General features: G+C 51.2%; 26 protein-coding genes and 2 tRNA genes. 2 read left to right on the top strand and 26 right to left on the bottom strand.

Annotated features, from left to right (window positions below):
• Nucleotides 1–9: 9 nt before the first annotated feature.
• From AC0KH7_RS01875 to AC0KH7_RS01855, 5 genes are read right to left on the bottom strand one after another with little or no spacing between them, the layout of a single operon-like run.
• Entirely contained in the window at nt 10–609 is a 600-nt protein-coding gene (locus tag AC0KH7_RS01875) for a hypothetical protein (RefSeq protein WP_472370173.1), read from the bottom strand.
• Nucleotides 606–1,208 (bottom strand): hypothetical protein, encoded by a 603-nt coding sequence (locus tag AC0KH7_RS01870; protein WP_472370171.1) that lies wholly within the window; start codon nt 1,206–1,208, stop codon nt 606–608. Before AC0KH7_RS01870 ends, AC0KH7_RS01875 begins: the two co-directional genes overlap by 4 nt.
• Nucleotides 1,205–1,963 carry an ABC transporter ATP-binding protein gene (locus AC0KH7_RS01865; RefSeq protein WP_472370169.1) on the bottom strand — a complete coding sequence of 253 codons (759 nt, stop codon included), beginning with the start codon at nt 1,961–1,963 and terminating at the stop codon, nt 1,205–1,207. The genes AC0KH7_RS01870 and AC0KH7_RS01865 overlap by 4 nt, the downstream gene beginning before the upstream one ends.
• A complete protein-coding gene (locus tag AC0KH7_RS01860; RefSeq protein ID WP_472370167.1) occupies nt 1,956–2,990 on the bottom strand; it encodes a FecCD family ABC transporter permease in 1,035 nt (344 codons plus the stop codon). The genes AC0KH7_RS01865 and AC0KH7_RS01860 overlap by 8 nt, the downstream gene beginning before the upstream one ends.
• Nucleotides 2,987–4,078 (bottom strand): ABC transporter substrate-binding protein, encoded by a 1,092-nt coding sequence (locus tag AC0KH7_RS01855; protein ID WP_472370165.1) that lies wholly within the window; start codon nt 4,076–4,078, stop codon nt 2,987–2,989. Before AC0KH7_RS01855 ends, AC0KH7_RS01860 begins: the two co-directional genes overlap by 4 nt.
• Nucleotides 4,079–4,171: 93 nt before the next feature.
• Between AC0KH7_RS01855 and AC0KH7_RS01850 the strand changes: the two genes are divergently transcribed.
• Complete coding sequence (locus AC0KH7_RS01850; protein ID WP_472370163.1) at nt 4,172–6,310, top strand: TonB-dependent receptor plug domain-containing protein; 2,139 nt, start codon at nt 4,172–4,174, stop codon at nt 6,308–6,310.
• A 53-nt stretch (nt 6,311–6,363) separates the two neighbouring features.
• On the top strand, nt 6,364–6,882 hold the full coding sequence (locus tag AC0KH7_RS01845) for a hypothetical protein (protein WP_472370162.1): 519 nt from the start codon (nt 6,364–6,366) through the stop codon (nt 6,880–6,882).
• A 36-nt stretch (nt 6,883–6,918) separates the two neighbouring features.
• Here the strand turns inward: AC0KH7_RS01845 and AC0KH7_RS01840 are convergent, their stop codons facing one another.
• The 21 genes from AC0KH7_RS01840 to AC0KH7_RS01740 all read right to left on the bottom strand — a co-directional run bounded on the left by AC0KH7_RS01840 (nt 6,919) and on the right by AC0KH7_RS01740 (nt 26,444).
• A complete protein-coding gene (locus AC0KH7_RS01840) occupies nt 6,919–7,470 on the bottom strand; it encodes a hypothetical protein (protein WP_472370160.1) in 552 nt (183 codons plus the stop codon).
• Between the two features lie 18 nt (nt 7,471–7,488).
• Nucleotides 7,489–9,339: a S8 family serine peptidase gene (locus tag AC0KH7_RS01835; protein ID WP_472370158.1), complete on the bottom strand. Its 1,851-nt coding sequence runs from the start codon at nt 9,337–9,339 to the stop codon at nt 7,489–7,491.
• The gene (gene gspN, locus AC0KH7_RS01830) at nt 9,339–10,103 is read right to left on the bottom strand and encodes a type II secretion system protein N (protein ID WP_472370156.1); all 765 of its coding nucleotides are present in this window, start codon (nt 10,101–10,103) and stop codon (nt 9,339–9,341) included. The genes AC0KH7_RS01835 and gspN overlap by 1 nt, the downstream gene beginning before the upstream one ends.
• Complete coding sequence (gspM, locus tag AC0KH7_RS01825) at nt 10,100–10,636, bottom strand: type II secretion system protein GspM (RefSeq protein ID WP_472370154.1); 537 nt, start codon at nt 10,634–10,636, stop codon at nt 10,100–10,102. The genes gspN and gspM overlap by 4 nt, the downstream gene beginning before the upstream one ends.
• On the bottom strand, nt 10,620–11,723 hold the full coding sequence (gene gspL / locus AC0KH7_RS01820; protein WP_472370152.1) for a type II secretion system protein GspL: 1,104 nt from the start codon (nt 11,721–11,723) through the stop codon (nt 10,620–10,622). The genes gspM and gspL overlap by 17 nt, the downstream gene beginning before the upstream one ends.
• The gene (gspK, locus tag AC0KH7_RS01815; protein ID WP_472370150.1) at nt 11,716–12,684 is read right to left on the bottom strand and encodes a type II secretion system minor pseudopilin GspK; all 969 of its coding nucleotides are present in this window, start codon (nt 12,682–12,684) and stop codon (nt 11,716–11,718) included. Before gspK ends, gspL begins: the two co-directional genes overlap by 8 nt.
• The gene (gene gspJ / locus AC0KH7_RS01810) at nt 12,681–13,310 is read right to left on the bottom strand and encodes a type II secretion system minor pseudopilin GspJ (RefSeq protein ID WP_472370148.1); all 630 of its coding nucleotides are present in this window, start codon (nt 13,308–13,310) and stop codon (nt 12,681–12,683) included. The genes gspK and gspJ overlap by 4 nt, the downstream gene beginning before the upstream one ends.
• A gap of 1 nt (nt 13,311) precedes the next feature.
• Nucleotides 13,312–13,695 carry a type II secretion system minor pseudopilin GspI gene (gene gspI, locus AC0KH7_RS01805; protein WP_472370146.1) on the bottom strand — a complete coding sequence of 128 codons (384 nt, stop codon included), beginning with the start codon at nt 13,693–13,695 and terminating at the stop codon, nt 13,312–13,314.
• A complete protein-coding gene (locus tag AC0KH7_RS01800) occupies nt 13,688–14,251 on the bottom strand; it encodes a prepilin-type N-terminal cleavage/methylation domain-containing protein (protein WP_472370145.1) in 564 nt (187 codons plus the stop codon). Before AC0KH7_RS01800 ends, gspI begins: the two co-directional genes overlap by 8 nt.
• 2 nt (nt 14,252–14,253) lie before the next feature.
• Complete coding sequence (gene gspG, locus AC0KH7_RS01795; protein WP_472370143.1) at nt 14,254–14,700, bottom strand: type II secretion system major pseudopilin GspG; 447 nt, start codon at nt 14,698–14,700, stop codon at nt 14,254–14,256.
• A 47-nt stretch (nt 14,701–14,747) separates the two neighbouring features.
• Nucleotides 14,748–15,968 (bottom strand): type II secretion system inner membrane protein GspF, encoded by a 1,221-nt coding sequence (gene gspF / locus AC0KH7_RS01790; RefSeq protein ID WP_472370141.1) that lies wholly within the window; start codon nt 15,966–15,968, stop codon nt 14,748–14,750.
• 3 nt (nt 15,969–15,971) lie between these two features.
• Complete coding sequence (gspE, locus tag AC0KH7_RS01785) at nt 15,972–17,423, bottom strand: type II secretion system ATPase GspE (RefSeq protein ID WP_472370139.1); 1,452 nt, start codon at nt 17,421–17,423, stop codon at nt 15,972–15,974.
• Between the two features lies 1 nt (nt 17,424).
• On the bottom strand, nt 17,425–19,557 hold the full coding sequence (gspD, locus tag AC0KH7_RS01780; RefSeq protein ID WP_472370138.1) for a type II secretion system secretin GspD: 2,133 nt from the start codon (nt 19,555–19,557) through the stop codon (nt 17,425–17,427).
• A gap of 16 nt (nt 19,558–19,573) precedes the next feature.
• Nucleotides 19,574–20,416 carry a type II secretion system protein GspC gene (gene gspC, locus AC0KH7_RS01775; protein ID WP_472370136.1) on the bottom strand — a complete coding sequence of 281 codons (843 nt, stop codon included), beginning with the start codon at nt 20,414–20,416 and terminating at the stop codon, nt 19,574–19,576.
• Between the two features lie 264 nt (nt 20,417–20,680).
• Nucleotides 20,681–20,757, bottom strand: a tRNA-Met gene (locus tag AC0KH7_RS01770).
• Between the two features lie 97 nt (nt 20,758–20,854).
• Complete coding sequence (gene ychF, locus AC0KH7_RS01765) at nt 20,855–21,946, bottom strand: redox-regulated ATPase YchF (protein ID WP_472370135.1); 1,092 nt, start codon at nt 21,944–21,946, stop codon at nt 20,855–20,857.
• A gap of 62 nt (nt 21,947–22,008) precedes the next feature.
• The gene (pth, locus tag AC0KH7_RS01760) at nt 22,009–22,587 is read right to left on the bottom strand and encodes an aminoacyl-tRNA hydrolase (protein ID WP_472370134.1); all 579 of its coding nucleotides are present in this window, start codon (nt 22,585–22,587) and stop codon (nt 22,009–22,011) included.
• 31 nt (nt 22,588–22,618) lie between these two features.
• Nucleotides 22,619–23,197 (bottom strand): 50S ribosomal protein L25/general stress protein Ctc, encoded by a 579-nt coding sequence (locus tag AC0KH7_RS01755; protein WP_472370132.1) that lies wholly within the window; start codon nt 23,195–23,197, stop codon nt 22,619–22,621.
• A gap of 183 nt (nt 23,198–23,380) precedes the next feature.
• Nucleotides 23,381–24,346, bottom strand: a complete 966-nt coding sequence (locus AC0KH7_RS01750; RefSeq protein WP_472370130.1) for a ribose-phosphate pyrophosphokinase — start codon at nt 24,344–24,346, stop codon at nt 23,381–23,383.
• 65 nt (nt 24,347–24,411) lie between these two features.
• A tRNA-Gln gene (locus tag AC0KH7_RS01745) sits at nt 24,412–24,486 on the bottom strand.
• 131 nt (nt 24,487–24,617) lie between these two features.
• Nucleotides 24,618–26,444, bottom strand: coding sequence for a tetratricopeptide repeat protein (locus AC0KH7_RS01740; protein WP_472370128.1), 1,827 nt, complete (start codon nt 26,442–26,444; stop codon nt 24,618–24,620).
• Nucleotides 26,445–26,509 lie beyond the last annotated feature (65 nt).

Raw genomic sequence — 26,509 nt, 5'->3', positions numbered from 1 at the left:
GGGCGTTTCTCAAGCTTTGAGCCACTGAAAAAAACCGTGTAGAAAGCGCGTGGTGGCGGGCATGAAATGACTGCCGTGATGAAAGAACGGGTCCAGAGAGGTCACCAACACGCGTCCGCCCTGAAAATGATCGTCCACCCAAAGCACCGCTTGCCCGGTCTCTTTATGCACCAGCAACGGCGTGGCGGTTTCCGGCGGGTTCAACAGGCCGTGGTAATGCCATGTCATATCCGCCAAAGACAAATATTGCCAAATCGAATGGTCGGGGGTTGCCACTTCCAAATCGAACTCGCCGTCCGGCTCGAGCCACCACCAGTAATTCAGCGGCACGGGTTCCTGCTCGACGCCCGGCATCCAAGTCTGCGGTTCGGTTTCACCCATAATCATCAAGGTCTTGCCTTGTGCCAGGAACACTTGTAGTTTGTCGGCATTGCGGCGTAATTGTTCCGGATGACTGCGGCAGGTCACGATCAGCACATCCAAATCGTCCAGGTCGGTCTCGGCCAATTCGGGTAGGTATATGGTTCGATCAATATATTGATTGAACGGCGGTTGGTGCAAGGCCACATAGTGGTATGAAGTGCCGCCGTCGAGCGCGCCGATTTTCATTGTTCAACCTCCTGAATCCAATCCAATAATTGACGGAACAATTGGGTGTTTTCCGCCATCGATTCACGATTGGTCCACAAATCGTTTCCGCCATGCATAAAGAGCTTTCCATCCCCGTAAGACCATTCCCAATCTACCGGATAAGCGCCTTGCCCCATGGTGTTCAGGATTCGACTGCCGGATGGGGCCGGATTGGCCCCCCGCCCCCAAAAACCGGCGACGCCTTTACGGCAATTGAACGTGCTGACATCAAACCCGGCGAACACCGGATGGGGTTCACGCAGTTGTACCGCAAAATCCGCCAGCGTCGGAGACGGCATCGGGGTAAAGCGTTGCAGTTCGGGCAAAAACGGATAGGCAATATGGCCTTGAAACACAAAGCAGCCGCCTTGATTCATAAAATCGGCGATGCGGTTCGACAAGGTCTGCAACCAGCGCTGGTCGCTGTGCATGGAAACAATGATGCCACTGTAATTGTGCCACTCGATGTCCGGCAAGCCATACTGATCGACCATTACCACGCGTTCTTTGAATTCGGGTTGACCCCAAAATGCCTGTCCCTGATTGGGCAAACTCATGACATATAAAATCGGTTTCATGCAGGTTTCTCCGCACCGAACACTGGCACCACGGTTTCGACACGGCCTTCTCCGTAGTCGAGCGTGGTACGGTGAATCGGCATGTTATACAGTTCCGACAAGACTTGGTCTTGCATCAAGTCACTGACCGGACCGAAGCGATACGCTTCGGTGTCGAACATCAACAGCACCTTATCCGCCAGATACAACGCATGCTGAGGATAATGGGTCGTGAATAAAATGGTTAAACGGCGCTCTTTGGCCATCCGTTTCAAGGTTTGCAACACCTTGTCCTGATTGTGAAAATCCAAGGCCGAAGCCGGTTCATCCAACGCAATGATGTCGCATTCCGAGACAATGGCTCGCGCAATCAAGACCAACTGACGCTCACCGCCCGATAATTGGCTGAACGATCGCTCGGCGAAGTCGTCGATTTCCAGCTCCTGCAACACTTGATGCGCCATTTGGTAATCTTCCCGGTTGGGCGAGGCGAAAAACCCGATATGACGGGCCCGGCCCATTACGACCACATCCAAGACCCGGTATTCAAACATCATGTCGGTGCTTTGCGGCACGTAACCAATTTCACCGGACACAGCCACCTGCCCTTCCGACAAGGACTGCAAACCGATAATGGATTTCAGAAGACTGGTTTTTCCCCGCCCGTTCGGCCCGAGAATCGCCACGATCTCACCCGATTCGATTTCGAAACTGTGGCGCCGGAACACCCAGTTTTTCTGACCGTAGTAAAAACCGGCATTGTCCAACTTAAGCATTGCGCCAACCTCCCGCCTGCGTTTTTCGCAGCAGCCAAACGAAGAGCGGCGCCCCCACCAGCGCAGTCAATACGCCGAGCGGAATTTCGGACGTGGTCGCACTGCGCGCCAGGGTATCGATAATCACCAAATAGCCCGCACCAATGATGGCGGATGCCGGAATCAACAAACGATGATCCGCCCCCACCAGCATCCGAGCGAAATGCGGCACCACCAGCCCGACCCAGCCGATGACACCCGCCACCGCCACCGTCGCCGAGGCAATCAAGGCCACCATAATCAAAATCAGCCAACGGGCTTTTTCCACTTTCACGCCCAACGCCTGCGCTTCTTCATTTCCGAGCGACAGGATATTGATGCGATAGCGCATGCCGAAAATCACCAGAGAACCGATTAAGGTCGGCACCAATACAATCCACACCCGGTCATAGTTGGCCGAAGCAAAACTGCCCAACAGCCAATAGACGATGGCCGGCAATCGGTCCTCTGGATCGGCCAGGTAGGTGATCAGCGACACTAAGGCGCTGAAAAACGCGCCCGTGACCACACCGGACAGCACCAGCAAGAGCATCGGGCTTTGCCCGCCGACCCGACTGATGAACGACACAATCATCATCGCCGCCAAACCGAACACGAAAGCCAACAAAACCGTCATCACACTGCTGTCGAACAGCCAAATCGCCAAAGCGCCTCCAAACGCGGCCCCGGAAGATACCCCGATGATGTCCGGGCCAACCAACGGGTTTCGGAAAACGCCTTGTAAACTGGCCCCGGCCACCGCCAGGCCAGCACCGACCACCACCGCCATCAAAATACGCGGGCCGCGTACCAGCTCCACGACACGCTCTTGAACCGCGCTCCAGGAACCGTCCATCGGCCAAAGGTTATCCAGTAAAATCGCCGGTATCTGATGAAATGGCACCGACAACCGTCCCACGCCCAGGGAAACCATCATCAACACGAGGCAGGCGAACAACAACAGCCACATCAGCAGGGTTTGACGACGGTGTTTTTCCACCCAACTCATGGTGCCGATCCTTCATATCCCAAACTGCCCGCATTGGCGTCGGCATGCAAGATGTAGGCAATGTCGGCATCCGTCAATTCGTAACCGTACAACCGTCGATAGGCCTGTTTCATTTCCGCTTTCAAGTCATAACGGGCCAGATCCGGCTGCAATATATTCGCCAACCACATCCACATTAAGGGCGATTCCTGGCCCGGTGGATCCCAGCGTGCGCCGCCCATCGGCATTTTATATACCCGTTTATGAATGGCCGCCGAAGTGGCCGATAAAATTGGGTGTTGGTAAATATCCCGTGGCGTTAAATCGGTTTCAAAATTGTTGAGCAGAATCACTTCCGGGTTCCAAACCAAAACCTGTTCGACATTCACTTCTTTGAAATTGCCGCCGGTCACGACATTCTGCCCACCGGCCAAGCCAATCGAAAAATCGTTATAACTGGCCGGACCCGCCACCCGCTTTTGCGACTGGAACCGCAAAAAGTACAAGGTTCTCGGTTTGGATTTCGACGGTACGGACGCCATTTTGGCCGCCACATCCTGACGCACATCCTCCCGCCATTTCAATAAAGACGTCACCCGCTCCTGTTGTCCGAAGGCCTCTCCCATCATCTCAAACCAGCGAATGACATCGTCTTCTTTGCCGTAATTCATCAGGGCCACATTCAAACCGGCATTTTCAAGCGGTGCCACCACGTCTTCACCCATGGTGCCCCACTGAAACACCAGGTCCGGCTGCTGCTGCAAAATCGTTTCCACATTTGGCATAAAGCCTTGCCCGACCGCATCGGTCGGAAGCGCTAAACTCTTCGGGAACATTTTCCCCATCAGGCTTTCTTCAATCGCCGCTTTGGCCGACGGGTGAATCGCGGTCAACCGCTGTGCATTCCGGTCAACTGAAATCGCCATCCCCGCACCGGGGATCGGAATCATCACCACTTTTTGCGCCGGGTGATCCAAGGCAATTTTGCGTTGTTGCTGGTCGGTAAACACAACCGGTTCCGCCTGTACCGACAAAACCGACATGCCCAACCAAGCTCCCCAAATCGCTCGCCAAACACGAGACGTGACTGGCGCCCAAAAATGAACCATGCTTAATTTCCTTACAAAAAATATAATTGATATTGGTTATCAATTGCAATACCATTATCAATTCTTTCGATAATATAACAAGGTTTTTCTATCATGGCAAAACAAAAATGGACAGCGGCCAGTGCGATTTTGACGACTTCTGCCCTATTTTCACCAGGCCTGCTGGCCGCTGAGGACACAAAACAGACAACGGAAAAATCATCTACCGTGATTCCAAGCGTCAAGGTTTCCGCCAACCGGAGCGAGCAAACGCTGGAAAGTGTGACGAAATCGGTTTCGGTGATCGATAATGAAGCCATCCAAACACGCCAGGCTACCAACCTGACCACCCTGATGAATGAGTTGCCAGGCGTTTCCATGGCACCGGACGGCATGTTGTCCGGCCAGATTGTAATCCGCGGCTTCAGCACCCAGAATTTCCGCGCGCCGTTGTTTATCAACGGCGACCGTTTCCGTGGCCGAAACACCTTAGAATATTTATTATTGGACCCGAATCAGGTTGAACGTGTCGAAGTCATCCGCGGCCCAGCCTCTTCCCTTTACGGAACCGACTCCTTCGGCGGCGTCATCAATGTGACCACCAAACGCGCGGAAGGCGATGTAATGGCACCATTTAAATTGACCAACTCCCTGGTCGACATGGAGTACCAAAGCGCCAACAACGGTTACGCCGGACGTTTGCAACTGGCCGGGGCCGGCGATGGTTTCGATGTGTTACTGGGATTAAATGCGCGTAACGCCGAGGATTACGAGTCGCCGGAAGGCACCATTCCGAATTCCGATTACAACGTGCAAAACTACGATGCCCGTATCGGTTACACCTTCAAGAAAGGCCAACGTGTCGAGGTGATTGCCAAATCAGCGGACGTCACCCGTGGCCGTGCCGGCGGACAATTCGCCGCACCGGGTGCCGGCAATGAACCTGGGCAACTACAACGTGAAATGCGCGAAGACCCGATGCGCGAAGAATATGTCTCTTTGGGCTATAAAGGCGAATTTGATAACGCCTGGGTGGAATCGGTGGAAGCCTCCTTGTACCGCCGTGAACTGAATACGCACGTACACGTTGTTCCCAATACCAATAACCCATCCACTTATGTGGACAGTTACGTTAACGGGCCAGTTACCTACGGTGGGCGTTTAATCGCTGTCGCACCCTGGTCATCGGCTCCCGTGGTCTCCACCTACGGTCTGGATTGGTACGATGAACGCCGTGATTCTTCCGAAAAAAGCACCAAAGGCGGTCCAAAAGTAAAAAGCAGTCCAAAATCCTACCAGCAGAATGTTGGGATTTTCATGTTGCAGGAATGGGATACCACCGACCGTTTAACCTTGTCCGGCAGTTTGCGTTATGACTATGTGAAAACCGGCTTGGACACCGACTACATCACCGACCCGACAACCAAAGCCTTGTTCGACGATGCCGGTGATACCGAGAATAGCCAGCCAACCGGCGGCATCGGTGCCATTTATATGCTGAATTCAAACTTCGATCTGGTCGGGAACATCAATACCTCTTTCCGTGCCCCATCGACGACCGAGGTGTCCGCCGTGGGCACCGGCGTGTATTCCGATTTTCGTATTCCAAACCCGGACATCAAACCGGAAACCGGCATCACCTATGAAATCGGGACTCGCTTCCACAGCCGAACCGTCCGCGCCAACCTGACCGCGTTCCGCAGTGACTTCGACAACCTGATTACCACGGTCAACACCACCTATAACGGTAACCCGGCCAAGCAAATTCAGAACGTCGGCAAAGCCACCATCAATGGGGTGGAATTCGACATCACCTGGAAACCGACTCGTGAAGTCACCGCCATGACCAATATCAGCTGGATTGAAGGGCGAGACACCGTCAGTAACGAACCGTTACCGCAAATCATGCCGCTAAACGGTTTCGCCAGCTTACGCTACGACGCGACCAACCAGTACCAATACTACTTTGAAGGCACCACCGAATGGGCGACCGACAACGACGTGGTCGACAAATCCATCGAACGTGAACGCGCCGGTTACATGGTGTTCAACTTCTACACCGGTGTAAATCCGGGGATTTTCTTCGGACGTTACTTCAAAGATACGGACTTGCGATTCGGCATCGAGAACATCTTCGATGTCAGCTATTCCATGCCAACCGTGCCGGAAAACATCAACTATCCGAAAAGCAAAACCAACCCACTGCTTCAGCCGGGGCGTAACTTCAAGGTCGGCTTGACCATCGGATTCTAATAGCCCCTTTCAGTGCCGGTTATCCGGCACTTTTCACTTTAAGAGAGACAACTATGTTAGACACGGTCATAATTCAAGATCGAAACGATGTGTTCCACATCACTTTTGACGACATTCGAAAATACCACGGACTGGCCAATATCGCCGGCGCCGCCATCGGTTTCAAGGCGATTCAAGCGGCCGCATCGGTCCTCACACCTGACGCGCCACTACCGAGAGAACCGCTTTCCATCCTCACCGGCCATCCCGGTCCAGGCGTCAAAGACGCCATTGAATTTCTCACCCGAGCCCCGACACAAAGCGCTTACTTCGTCGACCGCACAATTCCCGATGCGCGCTGGAACCCTTACGCCAACCTGTCGTTCAGTTTTTTCATTACTCTGGAAGACCAAACGGCGGCAGTTTATTTGAAGGACAAGGTCTTGCCCGACCGTTTTTTCGAATTGATGAAAGAAGCCTCACAGACAACCGCGTCGGAAGTCCATGCAGCGCTGGATGCCCTGAAACAAGAATTATCAGAAGAGTTGGTCGGCCAAACCAGCAAACAATTGTTTGATATCCAACTTCGGTAAAAACGCCCAGGCCTGGCCAGATTGGATATTGTCCGTTTAACGCGGTCGGTAATGCGGCTCGCTCAACAACGGTACCGCAAATTCCACATCCCGGTCACGGTCTAGGGTTTCAATCAATTTGTCATAAGACACCTGCGGTTTCACATCAAACACCGCCGTAAAACGATTGGGTAAAGAGGAAACCATCTTAAAACCGTAACGTTCGGCGATTTGATCAATATGCTCTTCACGGTAGGTTTTAATCAAAAACACACCGTTCACCACCGCATTCGAGCCAGTGCGCCGATTCAACAGCACCGGCACAAACTCATAAGTCGTCGAGCCCTCCGTTTGCGCTTTAGGCCCGCAATGGTCAACATCAAACCAATCTTTTGAGGCTTGATAAATAAACCAACCGCCATTGCGCTCGATGAAAGACGCCTCAACCGACTTCGGCAGATCCTCCGGTGCCGTCAGCGAACCGAAACGCTTCGGCTTGGCCTGATAATCCGGCCCCGCCATTTGTGCCACTAACTGGCACGCTTCTGTAAAGGCTTGCGCCGAAAAACTCACCATCAACAGAAGGAGTCCGGACCCGATTTTCTTCATAATGACCTCTAGATTCATTTAAGTGTTATGTCCGTAAAACGTCAGCTGAAAAGCATCCAACTGTCCAATACCGCCGTTATTGATACGCGTCGTCGCCCCATCATCCACATCGGTTATTTCCAATGTCCAAGTGCCTGTTGCGCTTTCGCCATAAAATGCATGCGTCGCCAAAACCAGTCCCACCATATTATTACCGGATTGATACGCATTGAACGGCGTCAACAAAATCGAGCGGGTACCAGCCGGCGAAATCAGTTCGATTAGATAATCACTCGGATCAATATTTGGATTTGCAGTACTGGTGGTTGCGGAGATATCCAATGTCACCATCACGGTTTCGAGAGTCAGGCTCGAGGCAACCGTTTGCGTCTTTGTCAACCCGGAAGCACGTCCACTTGCAATGACATTATCGGAGCTGAAGGTTTGCTCCGGCAGTACGTCCTTGCCTTCAACAACTAAATCCGGTAAATGGGTGCCGGAAGCCTTCCAGTCCAAAGCCATTTGCACCGCATTCTGAACATGAACCGCACCAAAGCCATAGGCATTACTAAAATGATAACCGGCGGCATTTTCCACCCACCCCTGTTGAATCGTGATATTCGATCCACTCAACGAAAGCGTTTTCGCGGCCAAACCGGTATCCAATTGACGCGCCGTGGTCGCCAGAATATGTTTCACATCGCGCCAGGTCAAATCCGGATTGGCTTCAAGCAACAATGCGATGGCGCCACTGACGATTGGAGTTGCCGATGAGCTGCCATTAAAACGGGAAAAATAACTGCAGGATTCATTACCACTCCCGGAATCCCCCCGGTCAAAACCAACCAAGGCGTTCAACGGGCTATACCCTTTATCACACCCGCTTTGATCCGCTGTCAGCAGGCCAGGGGAATTTACACCATACTCGCCCCCCGGTGCCGCCAGCCACAAAGATGAGCCGGTATTACTGTACGACGATCGCTTTCCATCCGCATTAAAGGCCCCCACCATAATTTGGTAAGGCGAATTGTTTTCGGTTTCCTGATTTAGGTTATAACAGGTAATGCCGTGATCAATGGCCTGTTTACACCAACTACTGGTAAACACCGACCCACCACCGTATTCATTACCAGCCGCTTTCACATATAAAGCACCTTTACCATTGCGTAGGTTTTCCGCGCCCCATTGCATCACGTCCATGACTTGTGCAATCACCGCTCCGGAAGGCACATCCAAATCGTAAATAAGATATGGGTTGGAACCGTAACTTTTATTAAAGATACTGACCGTTTCATTATTCAACCCACTGATGCCCGCCACCGTCGGTTGATACCCTAACGCCGCTAACTGATTCTGAAGTGTTTGATTTTTCAAGTAATTAAACCCACGCAGAGAAGCATGTGGCGCTACGCCCCATATCCCTATCGCATTACCGCCGCGTCCGGCCGCCAAACCGGCCACACTGGTACCATGATCACCATCCGTCACCGTAGACGTTGGATCATTCGTGCCATCTAAAAAATTATAAGAGCCATCCTCCACCACATTCGCAGCCAAATCTTCATGCCGGATTTCCAAGCCGGTATCGACAATCGCAATTTCAACACCATTTCCTTTGTAACCTTTGGCGTAATTTTCAGGGCTCAAAAAGGTGCTGCTAAACGCTTGGATATCTTCACCGGCTACGCCGCCGAGCCCCGTGGAGGTCAAGGCGGATTGCCCGACATTATTCAAATACCATTGCTCATTGATGAACGCATCGTTAATGACGGCGTCTTCCGGTTGAACCACCTCACTGCTGGAGCCGCTCCCTCCGCCACCCCCGCAGCCCGTCAAAAATCCGACCAGACCTGCCACGACCACTAACCGAAACCCTACGCGATTCTTCATTACCAACGCCCCGTTTGATCCGACTCCGCCAGTACCGGACTTTTCACCGGTAACACCATACTCACCCAATCCGGCATACGCTCTGCCGACTCCGCTTCTATTTTCAATTGCGAGCGATAGGTGTGGTTCGGGTTCACTTCCGTTTGCCCGGAAAGCTGCCAGCCATCACCATCGCCTGTTAAATCAAAGCGTAGCTGTTTTTGCGCCATGGAAGGATGAACCTTTAATGACGGCACCTTGGCCCCCAACAATTGCAAATTTCGGATGACAACATCCCCGTTGATCGCTTTTGGCCAGGCCTGGCGGTTTAGAGTGATTTCCGCCGCCACGTTATTCAAAACAATCTCACCGCCGGCATCCATCAATAACGGACCCACTTTCGGTACCACGCCGGAAAAATCCGCAACGCCTAGACGGCCCGATAAAGCCTCCAAAGCCAATTGCTTACCATCCCAAAAAACCGTGGCGGAAACCGACTGTTTCACCGGTGTCCAAACCACATCCAAACCGACCTGGCCGGAAAATAAAGCCGACGGTCGCCAGGCCCACCGCCAGTTTCCAAGTGCCAAAGCCTCATTGCCCTGCCGCCAACCCACTCGCGCAGAGCCTTGCCACCAAACGCCGTCCAGGTCCGTCACCTTAAGATTTGGCGGCAAAACCCGTGAGGCGTGAATTTGCTGCCACACCCAACCGGCGGGCAAATGCCAGAAAAAAGACAGTAGCAATATCACACTAAAAACGCTGATTGGCAAAATACGTTTCACGGCCCCACCTCAAACCCGGCCTTGGCTTGAATCAACCCCGGTTTCAAAGGCTTCACGTCGAGTGTATTAACCAACACGCCTTCTTGTTCCATCTCCGACAACCAGGTGAAAAAATGCGGCGCTTTGACCGAATTGAACCGCACCTCGATACCGGCGCGATTGCGTTTATTGACCGGCGCGATTTCCGATAGCTGTGAAAAGATCTGATGGGCGCGTAATTTCTGTTGCACATAAGCCGTCAAACGCGACTGCGAATCCAGCAATACCATCGCCGGAGAAGCCGGCTGATTTTCCAGTTTCGGCAATTGGGCATTCAGCCACTGCCACTCCGATTGCGCACGGTCCAAACGATTTTGCGCTTTGTCCAATGCCCCCGATACCGGCGACCAAACCAAAAAATAAATGAAAGCCAAACCGACAACCACGCCCAACCATTGAATGGATTTTCGGTCCCGTTCCGACAAATTTCGCCAGGCCTGCAACCAACCCGCGGGTAGATGATCCAACCACCACTGATTAACGCGCGCGAACATAAATGACTCCTTCGGTTTGATTCGGAGCGGCGTGCGACAGTTTAAACTCGGCCTCAAAGCGTTGATTCAAAGCGTCCGCTAATTGCTGCAAAGTGCCCGATTGCTTGGCCGACACGGTTAATCTCAATTGACGATTTTGCCAGCGCAATTCTTGCAAACGCATGGCTTGTTTATCGAGTAGCGGTTTCACCTTGGATTCGACCGTGCGTAACATCACCGTAAAGTCCGAAGTATCCGCTTCATCGGCCGCACGATTCAAGCGCACCTTGGTTTGCGCCCGAATATTCACCACACGCTTAACATCGGGAAAAAGCTGTTTGAACAGCGCCAGCGTTTGATGCTCATAGGCTGTCGCTTGCGAATTCAAACGCTGCGTTTTCAGCACAGTGTCGATCATCAAAACGGCGAAAATCGCCACCAGCAATATCATCGGCCATTTCCAGGTTTGCCAGACACGCCCGTTGTCGCTCGCCGCGCGAAATTCGCCCTGACGCAGGTTAAAAGATTTAAGGTTTGTCCAATCCGATTCTGGAAGACTTGGCAGAATCTCCTGTTGCAAACCGGGTTGCTGCTCGCAGGCCAATTCCCAGACTTGCTCCAACCAGACCGCATCGCCCGCCAGACCTGAAGAAACGCCGTTTCGGATCAAACGACGTTGTTGGTCTTCATCTTGCCAAACCAACCAGGCCTGGCTGTTTTGGGTTAAATCCAGCGTTTCGCCACGGATGGGCAAGCGAAAACAATCCGGCACCAACTCCGCATTAGGGATGCCCTGAGCTTCCAGCTCATCCAGCCAGCGACGCATACGATCTTTTTCAACCACCGCCACCTGCGTCCAACCGGCCCGTTCGCCGCTATTTTCGCGGTGTAAAACGGCAAAATGCAAGGTTTCCACCGATTGCGCCAAACGTTCTTCCAACACATACGGTAGCGCCTGCATCCAATCCGCCGTTCGTTTGCCAGGCACGAAAGCATCCAGAAAAAGCACCTGCTCGGTCGGCACCCACACCCATGGCACCGAAGACGCCTCTTGCGGCATTTCCAGCTGGCCATCCAGATTCATCGTGGCTTGACGTGCGTCAGTCATCGGCGACATCCACCCAACGTTGTACTAAATTCACGTACGAAGTTCCTTTGCGATAAAACAAGGCCGCCGTATGCCATTGCGAAGCACCGTAATCGGCCAAACCCTTCAGTAAAAAATAATCCGTTTGCACGGTAATCAAGTCATCGGGTAAATCTTCGTTTACCCGCTCTTGCGAAACGCCCTGCGCCACACAAAATTCCCGAAAAACCGCGGTATCATCCGCTGGCAATGTCTTTCGTTGCTCGCTCCAAGCCGTCGCCATTTCTGCCGTCATCCAATCCGCCAATGCTCGTAAAACCGTTGCCGGTGCCGTATTGATATTGATCGGCGTTGCTGACGGCAAAGCCGCCAACTCCGGTTTCACCCGCTCGATCACCTCTGCGGTGACACCTTTTAACAAACCCAGCTCCTCCACCAACACCATTTTTTGATTGGCGGTTCGATACGGCGGCTGTTTCAACAGATAAAAATCGGACTCCGCCCCGTTTTGTGTCAAGTTATTATCCACATCCACCCAATCGATAATCACCGCCGCCAAGCTCGGGTCCAGTTCTTTGAGCTGGAAGTAGCGTTCGAAAATGGCCTGCCACTTCTTACGCAATGTTTCGTCGGTCTCCTGCAAATTATTCAAGTTCAGCAACCCTTGCTGATCGAATAATTGCCCGGACACGTCACCGCCCTCAAAAGGCACCGGCATCAACGGCTGCGCCCATTCTTCCTGAAGATGGTCGGTTTGATTCGCGCGCGCATCCAACAACAGGCCCTTTTTTATCCAAGACTCCAACCCCCAGGTCACCGCTGCGGCTTGGGTTTGATGCAACATATTCATACTGCGTTGAATTGCCAGCCCTTGCCGGTAAATCAGCTCGGATGCGACTATCGCAATCAACGCTACCACAATCATCACCGTCAACAGCGCAAACCCTTTTTGCGGCCTTGTCTGTTCGATACCACGGGTCATTCAGAAGCGCCCTCAGAAACCCCTGGCAAGCCATCCACACCGGGAAACAGACGGCGTATTTGCCCCATATCTTCCAACGTTAACGTCACTTCGATCAATTTCGGTAAATCGGTCAACGGCTGGTCCGCTTCCGGCCAGATTTCCTGCCACTGATTATCGGCATTCAAAGCGCGAACGTCAAAACGAGCCACATCCGACAGCACCGGCAAGCGTTCCACTTCCGAATCCGGTGCCCGATCGATCACCGGCCAGACCTGACGGTATAAAACCCCGTCTTCCAGCACATAACCGATTCTAACCAGGCCTGCCACCCCGTAAGGCGATGGATAAACGGCAATACGCGTCATTTCCGCACCGTAATCATAACTCAATTGAAACGCCGGTAAGGCCGACCCTAATACATCTTGAACCGTACGCGGTGCCATTTGAGTGAAATCCTGTTCCATCCACCAAAGCGTTCTTTGTACGGCTTCAAAACGCTCGACCGATTCATCGGTATTTTCTTTAATCAGCACGCCTTGGTGGATGGCTTGATAGGATAACACGGCAATCACCGACGCAATGGCCACCGCAATCAACAGTTCGATTAACGTAAAACCGGCTTGTTTATTGGCGACCGAGGGCAAATTAACCGCCTCCCAAAATCGAATACAGCCTCACCGTCGGCTGCTTTTCGGCCGGTGCGGTCACCGCCACTTCCACCTTTTGAATACCTTCAATCAAAGTATCGGAAGTGGTGAACTCGGTTTGCCATTCTTGGCTCAGTGCCGTTTCCTGTGCCCGGGTTTCCATTTGGGCACCCGGCAAACGTTGCAATTCCAATAAACGATTTTCCGCCACCCAAGTGGCAATTACCCGTTCCTGCAATTGGCCTTGTTGAAACACATACTGCCCCAACCCGCGCGTTAAAGCCGTTAAGGCCAAGGCCGCAATCACCAGCGCAACCATGACTTCAATCAAGGTAAAACCCCGTTCTGCCCGGCGAACTGAAGAGGTGTTTTTATCACTCATGACGGCCCGATTCCTCAAACTGTCCAATGGCGTTCCAGCGCAGTATCCGCTGGGTCTTTCCCAGTGTAAACTGCAATTCACCGCCAAGCATTTCACCACTGGGCCAGCACAACCAGCCCGGTTTAGGCAGACTTTGTTGTAATGGCGAAGTCTCATTAATCTGCCAATCCACCGTCAAACCATCCAGCCAAGTCAACTCCCGCGCCTTGGGTGGTGTTAACCATTCCTGTTTCACTTGCCTGGCAAACGTCATGCCCGTCTGCGTCGGCATCATGACATAAATGCGCTGATCGAAAGCGGCGCGGTCACATACCGATTGCATCCAACCTTTCACGGCCCCGATTTGCTGCCGCACTTTGGATGACTCGCTCGGCTGGATGGAAATCACCACCGCCGTCAACAAAATGGCCACAATGACCACCACCACCATCAATTCAATCAAGGTAAAGCCCTGTTGGCGCTTTCTGTATTTCTGGCGAGCTTCAGAGAGGCCTTTTGGCAGAAACCACCAGGCCTGGTCATTATCGACGAAAGAGTGAGGCCGAAACCGCAACACGCTTACTGAATATTCCAGTTACCAATCGTGGCGTCAATACCTTCTCCGCCGTCTTCGCCATCCGCACCCAAGGTGTAAAGGTCAAAATCACCGTGTTCACCCGGGCTCAGATAAATGTAGTCATTGCCCCAAGGATCTTTCGGCACCTGTTGAAGATATTGTTTCCAGTTTTTCGGCTCTGGATCGCTGGTTGGCTTGACCACCAGTGCTTCGATGCCCTGGTCTGTATTTGGGTACCGGTAGTTGTCCAGCTTATACAACTGCAACGCCGACGAAATGGCCCCGATGTCCTGCTTGGCTTTCACCAGGCGCGCTTCATCAGGACGATCCATCAGCTTCGGAACGGCAATCGCCGCCAAAATCGCCAGAATCACCACGACCACCATCAATTCAATCAAGGTAAACCCTTGTTGTTTACGGCGTTTCATCGTCATATTTTGTGCTTTCATTTCAGCCTCTTCATCTATTCAATTTAACATTTTGTGAGGTTTAAAACTTACCCCACCATTTGGTTCATTTCGAAAATCGGTAACATAATGGCCAATACGATGGTCAACACCACGCCGCCCATAATCAAGATCATCAAAGGCTCAACCAAACTCACCAAGGTGGCGGCAGCGTTTTCGACTTCCGATTCATAATGGTCGGCACCTTCCAACAGCATGGTATCGAGCTGACCACTGCCTTCCCCCGTCTGCACCAGGTTCAGCAACAAGGGCGGGAAAAAAGCCGCTTCCGTCATGGCATCCTGCAAGGTTTTCCCTTCACGGACTTGCTCCACCATCTTCAATACCTTCTCTTTCAGCGGCAACAACGTCATGACCTCGGACGAAATACGCAACGCATCCGTCGCAGTGACACCACTGGCCAGCAATACGCCAAGCGTTCGCGCCCAACGTGCGCTGGAAGCGTAAATCAAGAACTTACGCAGCATCGGCAACCGTAACCAGAACCGATCTCGTCGCCGCCGCCAAGTCAGCTGTTTCATCAAAAAACGATATCCCACGAACAGCAGAATCACTGCAAACAACAACGCCAGCCAATGCAATTGCAAAAACTCGCTGACCGTCAGCATCCCTTGGGTCAAGGGCGGTAAAGCCTGTTCCATATTGTCAAAAACCGTCACCACTTTCGGTACCACGTAAATCATCAGGAACAACACAATCAGCACCGACATCACCACCATAATGGCGGGATAAATCATCGCGGTTTGGATTTTCTTGCGAATCTTTTCCTGCTGCCGAATCGATTCAGCCAACCGAGCCAACACCTGTTCCAAATGCCCGCTTTCTTCCCCGGCCCGCACCGTGGCAATGTACTCTTCATTCACCCGGTAATGGCTCAATGCCAGGGCTTGAGCAAACGAATGCCCTTCAATAACTTTGGCATGCAAGGCGGATAAAAAACGGCGCACCGTTCGGGTTTCTGCCTGCATGGATACCGCTTTAATTGCTTGTGCCAACGGCATCCCGGCTTTCAATAAGGTATGCAACTGACTGGTCAGCAACGCCAAATCGCCGGTGCGAATCACCGGTGTAAACAGCCCTGATGTGGCACCGCCCGTCGTTTTCCGCTTTTGGTCGACGGACTTCACATCCAACGGCGTCAAACTTTGATCACGCAGCAACTGCCGAACATGACGCGGTGAATCGCCGTCCAAACTGCCTTTGCGCGTTTTTCCGTCTGCCGTCAGCGCTTTATATTCAAACGTTGCCATAAATTATTGCTGCGTAACCCGTAACACTTCTTCCAAACTGGTCTCGCCATTCAACACCAGTTGAATGCCGCTTTGATGAATGGACGGCATTTTTTGGTGCGCATAGCGATCCATTTCAATCTCGGACGCGTCGCTGTGAATCATTTGCCGCAAAGCGTCGTCAATCGCAATCAGCTCATAAATCCCGATACGACCTTGATAGCCGGTTTGTCGGCAGTGTTCACAGCCTTCGGCCTGAAACAACGTGGCCTCGGAAACGCCAAGCAACTCACATTCGGCTTCGTCCGCCGGATGTTCGGTTTTACAATGCGGACACAAACGGCGCACCAGGCGTTGCGCCATCACGCCCAACAGGCTGGAAGCCAGCAAAAAGGGTTCGACGCCCATATCGCGTAAACGGGTAATCGCACCGATGGCGGTATTGGTGTGCAAGGTGGAAAGCACTAAGTGCCCCGTTAAAGAAGATTGCACTGCAATCTGCGCGGTTTCGATGTCGCGGATTTCCCCAATCATCACCACATCCGGGTCTTGTCGCAGGATGGCGCGCAGACCTTTTGCAAAGGTCATATCGGCTTTTGTATTCACCTGCGTTTGGTTAATGCCTTCAATGTTATATTCCACCGGGTCTTCAATCGTCATGATGTTCCGTTGGTTGTCATTCAAGCGACTCAGGCTGGCATACAGCGTGGTGGTTTTCCCTGAACCCGTCGGCCCGGTTACCAATAAAATACCGTGCGGTTTATTTAAAAGCTGCTTGAGTGTTTGCAGCTGAGTATCCGGTAAGCCCAAATCCACCAAATTAAGGCGCCCAGCACTTTTGTCCAACAAACGCATGACCACTCGTTCACCAAAACTGGATGGGATGGTCGACACCCGCAAATCCACGGCGCGACCACCAAGTTTCGTGGCGATGCGCCCATCCTGCGGCAAGCGCTTTTCAGCGATATCCAAACGCGCCATGACCTTGATCCGCGACGCCAACATTTCCGACAAGGCTTTTTTCGGGGTCAGCACGGTTTTCAACTGGCCGTCGATGCGAAAGCGGATACGAAGTTGGTTTTCAAACGGTTCAATGTGGATATCGGAAGCGTTGGAACGAATCGCCTCGGCCAGAATGGCGTTCAACAAGCGGATAATCGGCGCATCGTCGGAACTGTCCAATAAATCTTCGGCCTCGCTGGCTTGGGCCGCCACCAGTTCCAAATCGTCTAGCTCAAAATCATCAACATTATCGATTGACGTGCTTTCCGAACCGGTATAACGCCGTTGCAGTTCTTTTTCCAACTCGGTTTCGGAAACCGATTTTAGACGGCAACCCTCGGCTCCGAGCAGACGTTTGACTTCCAGCAGGGCATCTAATGGCGTTGTGTCTATATGAAACAGCACATACTGTTCATCCGGCTGACGCACCAACACCAAACCATTTTTTCGGGCAAAGGCAAACGGCAGTTCCATCTTAGAATCCTAATAGTTCGTCATGGAACGGCTCGGTATCAATCATCTCTGAGGCTTCTTCGGACTCGAAGGCTTCAGACGATTCCGCGGGGGGCTTTTTAGTTGGTTTTCCAGAGGCTTTTGGCGTCGGTTCATCATGACCATAAGGCGTCGCCGGATCCATATTTTCCCACTGTTTCAGAGTCGGCATGCGCGGCTTCAAGCCTTCCAGCATTTCCGAGTCTTTTTCGAGAATACGGTTTTGTGACTCACGTAAGATATTGTATTTTTTATTACTGTAATAGTCGCCCATCCGGTTATTTTTGACGATAACCGTCCGTAAGAAAATCATCAGGTTCACTTTTTCACGCTTATTTTGCTTGGAACGAAACAGACCACCCAAAAGCGGAATATCGCCCAGGCCTGGTATTTTTGACGTAACTTCGGTTTCACGTTCGTCCAGCAAGCCTCCTAATACAATCATCTTGCCGTCACCGACAATAATATTGGTTTTAATCTGGCGCTTGGATGTCTGCAAATCCACGGCCCCATCGGCCGGCAAGACGCTGGACAATTCCTGATCCACTTCCAGGAACACTTCATCCCCTTCATTGATTTGCGGTTTGATTTTCAGCTTCAAACCAACTTCCTGACGCTCCACCGTGGTAAAAGGGTTGCTGGAACCACTGCTGTTGGTGGTATAGCTACCGGTTTGAAACGGCACTTCCTTACCGACAATAATTTCAGCTTCTTCATTGTCCAAAGTCAACAGAGTCGGTGTCGCCAAGACATTAGCCTGATTGTCGCTGTTTAAAGCTCGAATCAGCGCGCCCCACCCCTGGTTATTGGCGCTGATTTCCCCCATCGCTGCGGTAGCCCCGATGCCAATGGCACTGGCTTGCGCTGCCGGATTCCCCGCATTGGCTACCAGAGTTGGAATGGTGCCGGAAAAGTTAATTAAGCCGACACCGTTTGGCCCATTCGCAACCCAGTCAACTCCGAGTTCGGCCTGCTTAGATTCCGTTACTTCTACCAAGATCGCTTCGATTAAAACCTGGGCACGACGAATATCCAGCTCTTTCACCACCCCTTTCAAGGCCGTCACAATCGGTGGTGGCGCACTAATAATAACGGAGTTGGTTCGTTCATCGGCTTCAATACTGATGCGCTCTTCCAAGGCGCTTTTGTCCAAATTAGAGACTTGCATCGGCGTGGCTTTTTGCGCCCCGCCCGCTGGCTGACCTTCCAGCCCGGCAACGCTGTTCAACAAAGATTCATTGGTTGCCAACTTCTTTAACACCGGTACCAAATCTTCCGCTTTGGCATATCGCAAATACACCACCTGAACCCGCCCAGACGATTCAACCGGCACATCCAATTCCGCAATCAAGGCTCGCATTGCTAAACGTTGCTCGGCATCACCCGCCAGAATAATTCGATTGGAACGCTCATCAAAATTCATTTTCAAATTTCGACCATTAGCGCTTTCCGGCAATAAATTCTTCAAGCTACGCACCATCTCTTCCGCCGACCCGTTTTTGATGGAAACCACTTCATAACTGGCCGTTGGCGAGACATCGACACGCGCTAAAATACTTTTAATACGTTTCAGGTTGGCACGGCTGTCAGTCACAATCAAACGGTTACTGTCTTGAAGCGCGACCAAATGACCTTCACGCGCGACTAAAGGGCGCAACACCGCCACCAGCTTCGTGGCCGAAACATGCTTCACTTTCAGAACTTCCGTTACCCAGTCATCGGTCTCGAATTGTTTACGTTTTTCATAAGGCACCTGATCCCGCGCCAAATTGGCCGGAATAATCCGAATCGCGGTTTCACCCGGCACCGCTACATAATCGTGCACGCGTAAAATCGACAACAGGGTTTCGTAGAGGGCTTCCGGCGGCATCGGTTCCGGCGCAATCAGTGTCACCTTGCCTTTGACCCGCGGATCGATAATAAAATTTTTGCCGGTCAATTTCGCAACGGCTTCAATCACCGTTTTAATATCGACGTTTTGAAAGTTTTGCTTTAAGGTTGCGGCTTTGTTCGGCGTCTCGTCTGCTGCCATCAACTTTGGCATCCAAAGGAGGTTTAAGGCCAAAGCGACCATCAGGGCTGTGCTGAACTTCAGCGTATGTTTCGTATCATTCATAAATCGTATTTGTACCTTAACTGCCGAACTGAACCGCCACGGTTTCCGGCACACCATTGCGTTCAACCGTCAAATCCATTTTGCTTTCATTCAAAAATTCTCGCCACAGGGCTGGATTTTTGGCCATTTCGTTGATCGTTTTACCATTAATTAATGTCACCCGATCCCCCTCCTCAAACCCAAGCGAACGGAATAAGGCTTGATCCGATTTCGACCAGATTTTAACCGCCACCCATTTGCCGCCCTGGTTGATCGGTTCAAACCGTAAATATTGGGAAATCGACATGGGTGAGCGTTTGAGTTGCCGGCCAATTTCGGTCAAACGCATCGTTGGGGTTGAGGCCCTGTTGTCATGAGGAGTTTGGGGCTTGTTTGAAGATTGAAGCAATTGGTTATTCAAGCCCTCCAAAACCAGCCTTTCTTGCGCGCCGCGATTTAAAATCACGACTTGATCACCCAATACATTTAATAAGGTGACTCCTGATTGAATCTCGTCACCCACACCATAAACTTCACTTTTGCCGCCTCGCTGAATCAAAGCCAAGCCACGATTCGGATAATCGATCACCCCTACCAATTTGAGGTTAAGCCTCGTTTCCTTTAACGCGTCTAAATTCGCCGCCGCTTCGCCTTCTTGATCCAAGACCGCTTTAAAATCACCAAATAAAAACGACGGTTGACCGTTCACCTTAGTGGCCTGAGCCCCGTTTTTAAGCAACGGCAATGATGGCGGTTCTACGCGGCTAAACTGGTTTGCGATCAATGCACCTAACAGCCAGGCCAGCACAATAAACAGAAACCACTGCAACACAGAACGGATTTTTGGAACGGAAAACGCCGAGTTAAAACGAGGTATCAATACGATTGTCCAACTCCATCAAATGAGAATAATAACCATTAATAAAAAATTAATTATACTCTATTAAAAACGCAAACAAAAGGAACTTAAGCCCTTCTTTCAAAAGCAAACTACTATAGCAACTTATCCATAAAACAAAATGACGTTTTCATGACCCTGCCTTCCAATAAAGGATTAAGTAGATTAAGTATAAATACTTGTAAGAGTATTTCAAATAGGGCAGAAATAAAAAAGCCCGCAAGAAAGCGGGCTTTTGGAAATAAGTGGTGGCTACACCGGGATTTGAACCTGGGACCCCATCATTATGAGTGATGTGCTCTAACCAGCTGAGCTATGTAGCCAAAAAAGATTGGCGTATTATAGAATTTTTAGACGCCATGTCAACTGCCTGTTGACACTTTTATGAAGCTTTTGCCAAAATCGCCAGGCCTGGCGATTTTAGACATTGAATCGGAAGTGCATGACATCGCCATCTTTGACGATGTATTCCTTGCCTTCAAGACGTTGTTTGCCCGCCGCCTTGGCACCGGAATCGCCTTTGTGCTCGATAAAATCGGTGTAGGCGGTGACTTCGGCGCGAATGAAACCTTTTTCAAAATCCGTGTGGATCACGCCCGCGGCTTGCGGGGCGGTCGCGCCTTTTTTCACGGTCCAGGCACGTACTTCTTTCACACCGGCGGTGAAATAGGTTTGCAAGCCCAACAGTTCATAGGCGGCACGAATCACGCGGTTCAAACCCGGTTCTTCCAACCCCATTTCTTGTAGGAAGTCGGCTTTTTCATCGTCATCCAACTCAGCGATTTCGGCCTCGATTTCGGCACAAACCGGCACGACAATCGCACCTTGCTCAGCGGCCAAAGCACGCACCTCGTCCAACATGGTATTATTTTCAAAACCGTCTTCATTGACGTTGGCGATATACATCATTGGCTTGATGGTCAATAAATGCAAATCGCGCAACATCGCTTTTTCGTCATCGGTTGTATCCACCAAACGCACTAACTTACCGTCTTCAATTTCCGCCAAAACGCGTTCGAAGAGCGCTTGCTTGGTTTGCGCTTCTTTATTACCGCTTTTACCCAGTTTTTTCTGTTTTTCGGCGGCTTTTTCCAACGACTCCATGTCGGCCAACGTCAATTCCATATTGATAATTTCAATATCAGCCAATGGATTAACCTTACCGGCCACATGCACAATGTCGTCGTTTTCAAAACAACGCACCACTTGAACGATAGCATCGGTTTCACGGATATTGGCCAGGAACTTGTTCCCCAAGCCTTCCCCTTTGGAAGCCCCTTCCACTAGACCGGCGATGTCCATAAAATCGACCGTGGCAGACAACACGCGCTCCGGGTTGACGATTTCGGCCAACGCCTGTTCGCGCTCATCCGGTACCGGCACCACACCGACATTGGGTTCAATCGTACAGAACGGATAATTGGCCGATTCGATGCCGGCGTTGGTCAGCGCATTAAATAAGGTTGATTTCCCGACATTCGGTAACCCCACAATTCCGCACTTAATTCCCATGTTTGTCTCCTGAACCCAAAGTTAACTTTATTAATATGATTTGAATGTTTTTGCGCGCTGAATCAGGTGGCCGTGTGCAACCGATTCATGGCTTTTTCCATGTTGCCGTCCAGAATGTCCGGCAAAACCCGCCCGGCTTCATCCACGGCGTTTTCAATGGCGGCCAATTCGGTTTTCGACGGTGCCTTGAGCACATAATCGACAACCTGTTTACTGCTGCCGGGATGGCCGATTCCCAACCGCAAACGTTGAAACTCTTTTGTACCGAGCGCGGCAATGGTATCGCGCAGGCCGTTATGCCCGCCGTGACCGCCGCCTTTTTTCAAGCGCGCCACGCCCGGTTCCAAATCCAACTCGTCATGTACCACCAGAATTTCTTCCGGGGCGATTTTATAAAACTTGGCCATGGCCTGAATGGATTGGCCGCTGCGATTCATGAAAGTCATCGGCTTCAATAACCAGACATCCAATCCGGACGACTGCACACGAGCCGCTTCGCCTAAAAATTTGGTTTCTGGACGAAATTGCACACCGTATTGACGGGCAACGTCCTCCACAAACCAAAAACCCGCATTATGCCGAGTCTGTACGTACTGTTGCCCCGGATTACCAAGACCAACAATGAGCTTTACAGATGACATATGCGGGCTTTCAAACAAATAACGTTAAAAATTAACGCTTGATTTTACCGATACCAACAACCGCTTGGTCATAGTCCGTATTACCGTGTGCCAAAGCAGTCAATTCTACGCCTTCAGGCAAGGATAGCTGAGACAAACGTAGGTTTGTGCCGGCTTCCAAACCGGAAACGTCAACTTCAATTGCGGTTGGAAGGTTTTTAGTCAAACAAGACACTTCCACGCTGGATTGCATGAATGACATCAAACCACCCATTTTCACACCCGGTGAAGACGCTTGACCGACAAAATTCAGCGGTACACGCTTAATGATACGTGAAGAATCCGACGCGCGCTGGAAGTCGATGTGAGAGACAAACCCAGTGGCTGGATGACGCTGAAGATCTTTGATAACGCAGGTTTCAGCGTCACCGGCACCTTCAATAGTCAAAACCGTGTTATACAAATCAACGTCAGACAACGCCTGTTCAATGACGCGACTTTCCAATGCGATTGATTTTGCTTCCTGCTCGCCACCGTAGATGATGGCAGGCACTTTCCCCGCATGACGAAGGCGGCGGCTCGCACCTTTCCCTTCTTCAGTACGAAGTTCTGCAGTCCATACTTGACTCATTTTCATTACTCCATTCAACCGGGCAATAAACCCGTTATTAAGAGGATGACATCCTCAAACACTCCATGCTCGCGACCAAGCACAGAAACAAAGAGCGGTATTATACTGAATTTTGTTGAAACTTAAAGCGGAAAGTCAGAAAAAACAAAGTATTAGATAGAAAAACCACCAGGCCTGGTGGTTTTAACGAATCGGCATCAATTCGGAAACCGATTCTTCTTGGTGAACGCGACGAATGGTCTCACCCAGCACCGGGGCAATACTGACACGACGGATTTTTTCAGACGCCATGCCGTCAGCGGAAAGCGGAATGGTATCCGTCACCACCAATTCGGTCAGGCAAGAGTTATTAATGTTTTCGACCGCCGGGCCCGATAAAACGGCATGCACCACATAAGCGGTCACGCTCTTCGCACCGTGCTCTTTTAAAGCCTGAGCCGCTTTACACAAAGTTCCAGCGGTATCGACCATGTCGTCCACCAGAATACAGTCACGCCCTTCGACATCACCGATGATGTTCATGATTTGTGCGACATTGGCTTTCGGACGTCGTTTGTCGATAATCGCCATGTCACAGCCAAGCGCTTTCGCTACGGCGCGAGCCCGTACCACACCGCCCATGTCCGGAGACACCACCATCATTTTATCGGCGGCAATGTGTCCGGAAGCACGCATATCATCAACCAGTGTCGGTGAACCGTAAATGTTATCCACCGGAATATCGAAAAAGCCTTGAATTTGGTCGGCATGCAAGTCCACCGTAATCAAACGGTCGGCCCCGGCCACGGTAATCATGTCCGCCGCCAAGCGCGCTGTAATCGGCACACGAGCCGAATGCGGGCGGCGATCCTGGCGCGCAAAGCCATAATACGGTACCACGGCGGTGATGCGTTTCGCCGAAGCGCGCTTCAAGGCATCGATCATCACCAGAAGTTCCATCAAATTAACGGCGGGTTCCGGCGTACAAGTGGGTTGCAGGACATAGACGTCTTTACCACGCACGGATTCGTTGATCTGAACCATGATTTCACCGTCACTGAAACGGCCAACGTCTGCTTTTCCAAGGGGGATGTCGATAGAGGAGGAGATATTCTCAGCCAGGCTAACATTTGCGTTTCCGGCAAATAATCGGACATTTTTGTAAGCCATTGAAAGGCAACTCCTATGGCGAAAGGCCAGGAAAAAAATGATTTGAAGAATTCGGGATAGGATAATGGCTGGGCTAGCAGGATTCGAACCTGCGCATGACGGGATCAAAACCCGTTGCCTTACCGCTTGGCGATAGCCCAACTGTTTATCGCTGTCATAAAAGACAGGTGCGTATTATCCATGTTCCCTCCCGCAAATCAAGCTCTTTTTCAGAAAAAGTTTCACAAAACAGTAAAACCTCTTTTCGAATCAAAGCGCGATTCACGCCGCATTACTCGGAGGACAATTTCTGCAAAATCTGTTGCAGCGCTTCATTCTCCGGAAATTTCTCATGGTGCTCGTTCCAAAGCTCGGCCGCCACGTCTTTTTTGCCAAGCTTCCATTCGGTTTGAATCAGGTGCAATAACACCTCGCCATCCATCTGAATGGCCAAAGCTTGTTTTAAATAAGACTCAGCTTCTTCATAGTTTCCTTGCTGATAGGCTAGCCAACCCCGGCTGTCGAGCACATAAAAACGATTTGGGGCCAGCGCCAGTGCTTTATCCAGTAACTTCTGAGCACGGTCCAGGTCGCCGCCCTGCTCGACATAAAAATACCCCAACGCGTTCAGAGCATCGACATCATTCGGATTGATGGCCAAAGCTTTTTCCAAATTCTCTTCATAAGCATCAAACTGTTTCAGGTCGTAATACAGCATTGACTGCATCAAATAAAGGTCTGCTCTCTGGTCGTCAATATCAATCGCTTGCTGATACTCATTAATCGCTTTTTGCTTTTCACCCGCAATATTGTAGAAGATCGCCTTACCACGCAGAATCTTCACCTGTTCTTCCGGCTGATCAGATTGAATCGCTTCCAAATTTTCAATGGTACGGTCCAAACCGATTTTGGAAAACTCGATTTCCGCGATGTGCAATTTAGCGTCCACCAGGTAATCGGAGGTATTGATACGCTTATAATAAGAAATGGCGTCTTCAAGGTGACCTTGCTCCTGTGCCGACAGCCCGAGGTAATAATTGGCTGTCGAACGGTACTGCGGCACCTTCTGCAAATCTTTCAGCAAACTGTCCGCCCCGTCGTAATCATTTCTTTCCAATCGCAACAGCGCCGCCGATAACTTCGACGTATAGGCTTTCGGCTCATTTTTAACGATGCGCAAATAGCGTTTTTCCGCTTCGTCAAAATACCCCGCCTTCACCTCCAAACGTGCAAAACGTTCCTGCATCAGCCAATCATCGGTGTTTTCGTCAATATACGGAGACAAACGCTTCAATCCCAGCAAAGCCTGGTTCGATTTCAAATAAGCATTCGCCAGCAGGTGATTGGATTCGCGATACAGCTTTTCCGCGGTAAAGTCGTCTTCGTTCTGTTTCCAGCGCTTTTTGTATCGCTTACTGGCCTCTTCCAGATTGGGAATCGCCACCTCATACTGCTGATACCCTTCCGCTGCGGTTCCCAAGCCAAATACAGCGGCGGCCTCATTTGGATACAAATCTTTTAAACCGGTGAGAAATTCCAAGCCATATTCCGGCTTTGCCGCCTGCGTGACGCGAATGGACGTCGCAATCAAATCCTGTTCCAGTGTCACGTCGGATAAGGTCTGGTAATGCTTCCAATATTCCAGTGCCTCGCCGACCTTGCCTTCCCGAACCGAAATAAGATAAGACGCCTTCCAGGCCATGGATTTTTCCGGCGAGACATCCCGCCAGAGCTGAGCCGCCTCCTGAATGGCATTCAAATCATAAGTCGCCATCGACAACTGAAAGACTCTTTCCGCCAGGCCTGGGTCGCGGGTTTTCATCGCCACCGGGTACAAGACACCAAAGGCACTCGCTCGTTGCCCTTTCTGAACCAACATTTCCCCCACCATGATTTTATACATGGTGTCCGGTTCCATTTCGGCGGACGGCACTTCGGCCGGTACGGCTTCCGTCTCAACGTCAGATTGATAAACCCCTTCTTCCGTCGGTTGTTCAACCGAGGTACTCTCAGGCGTCGTCGCCTCTTCTTTCGGGAACTGACTGCAAGCCGTCAACTGGAAAACGCCAGCCAAACACACACCCCACACCCAGCTTTTTCGTATTGTTTTATGAATCAAACCTGGCACCTGTTCTCCGTTTGAAAAAGAATATATTGAACCGCGTTTAAACGCATTAAGGACTC

The organism is Hydrogenovibrio sp., assembly GCF_965140365.1.
Taxonomy (GTDB): Bacteria; Pseudomonadota; Gammaproteobacteria; order Thiomicrospirales; family Thiomicrospiraceae; genus Hydrogenovibrio.
Note: the sequence above shows the minus strand (reverse complement) of the source record. Positions and strands in the feature narration are given on the sequence as shown.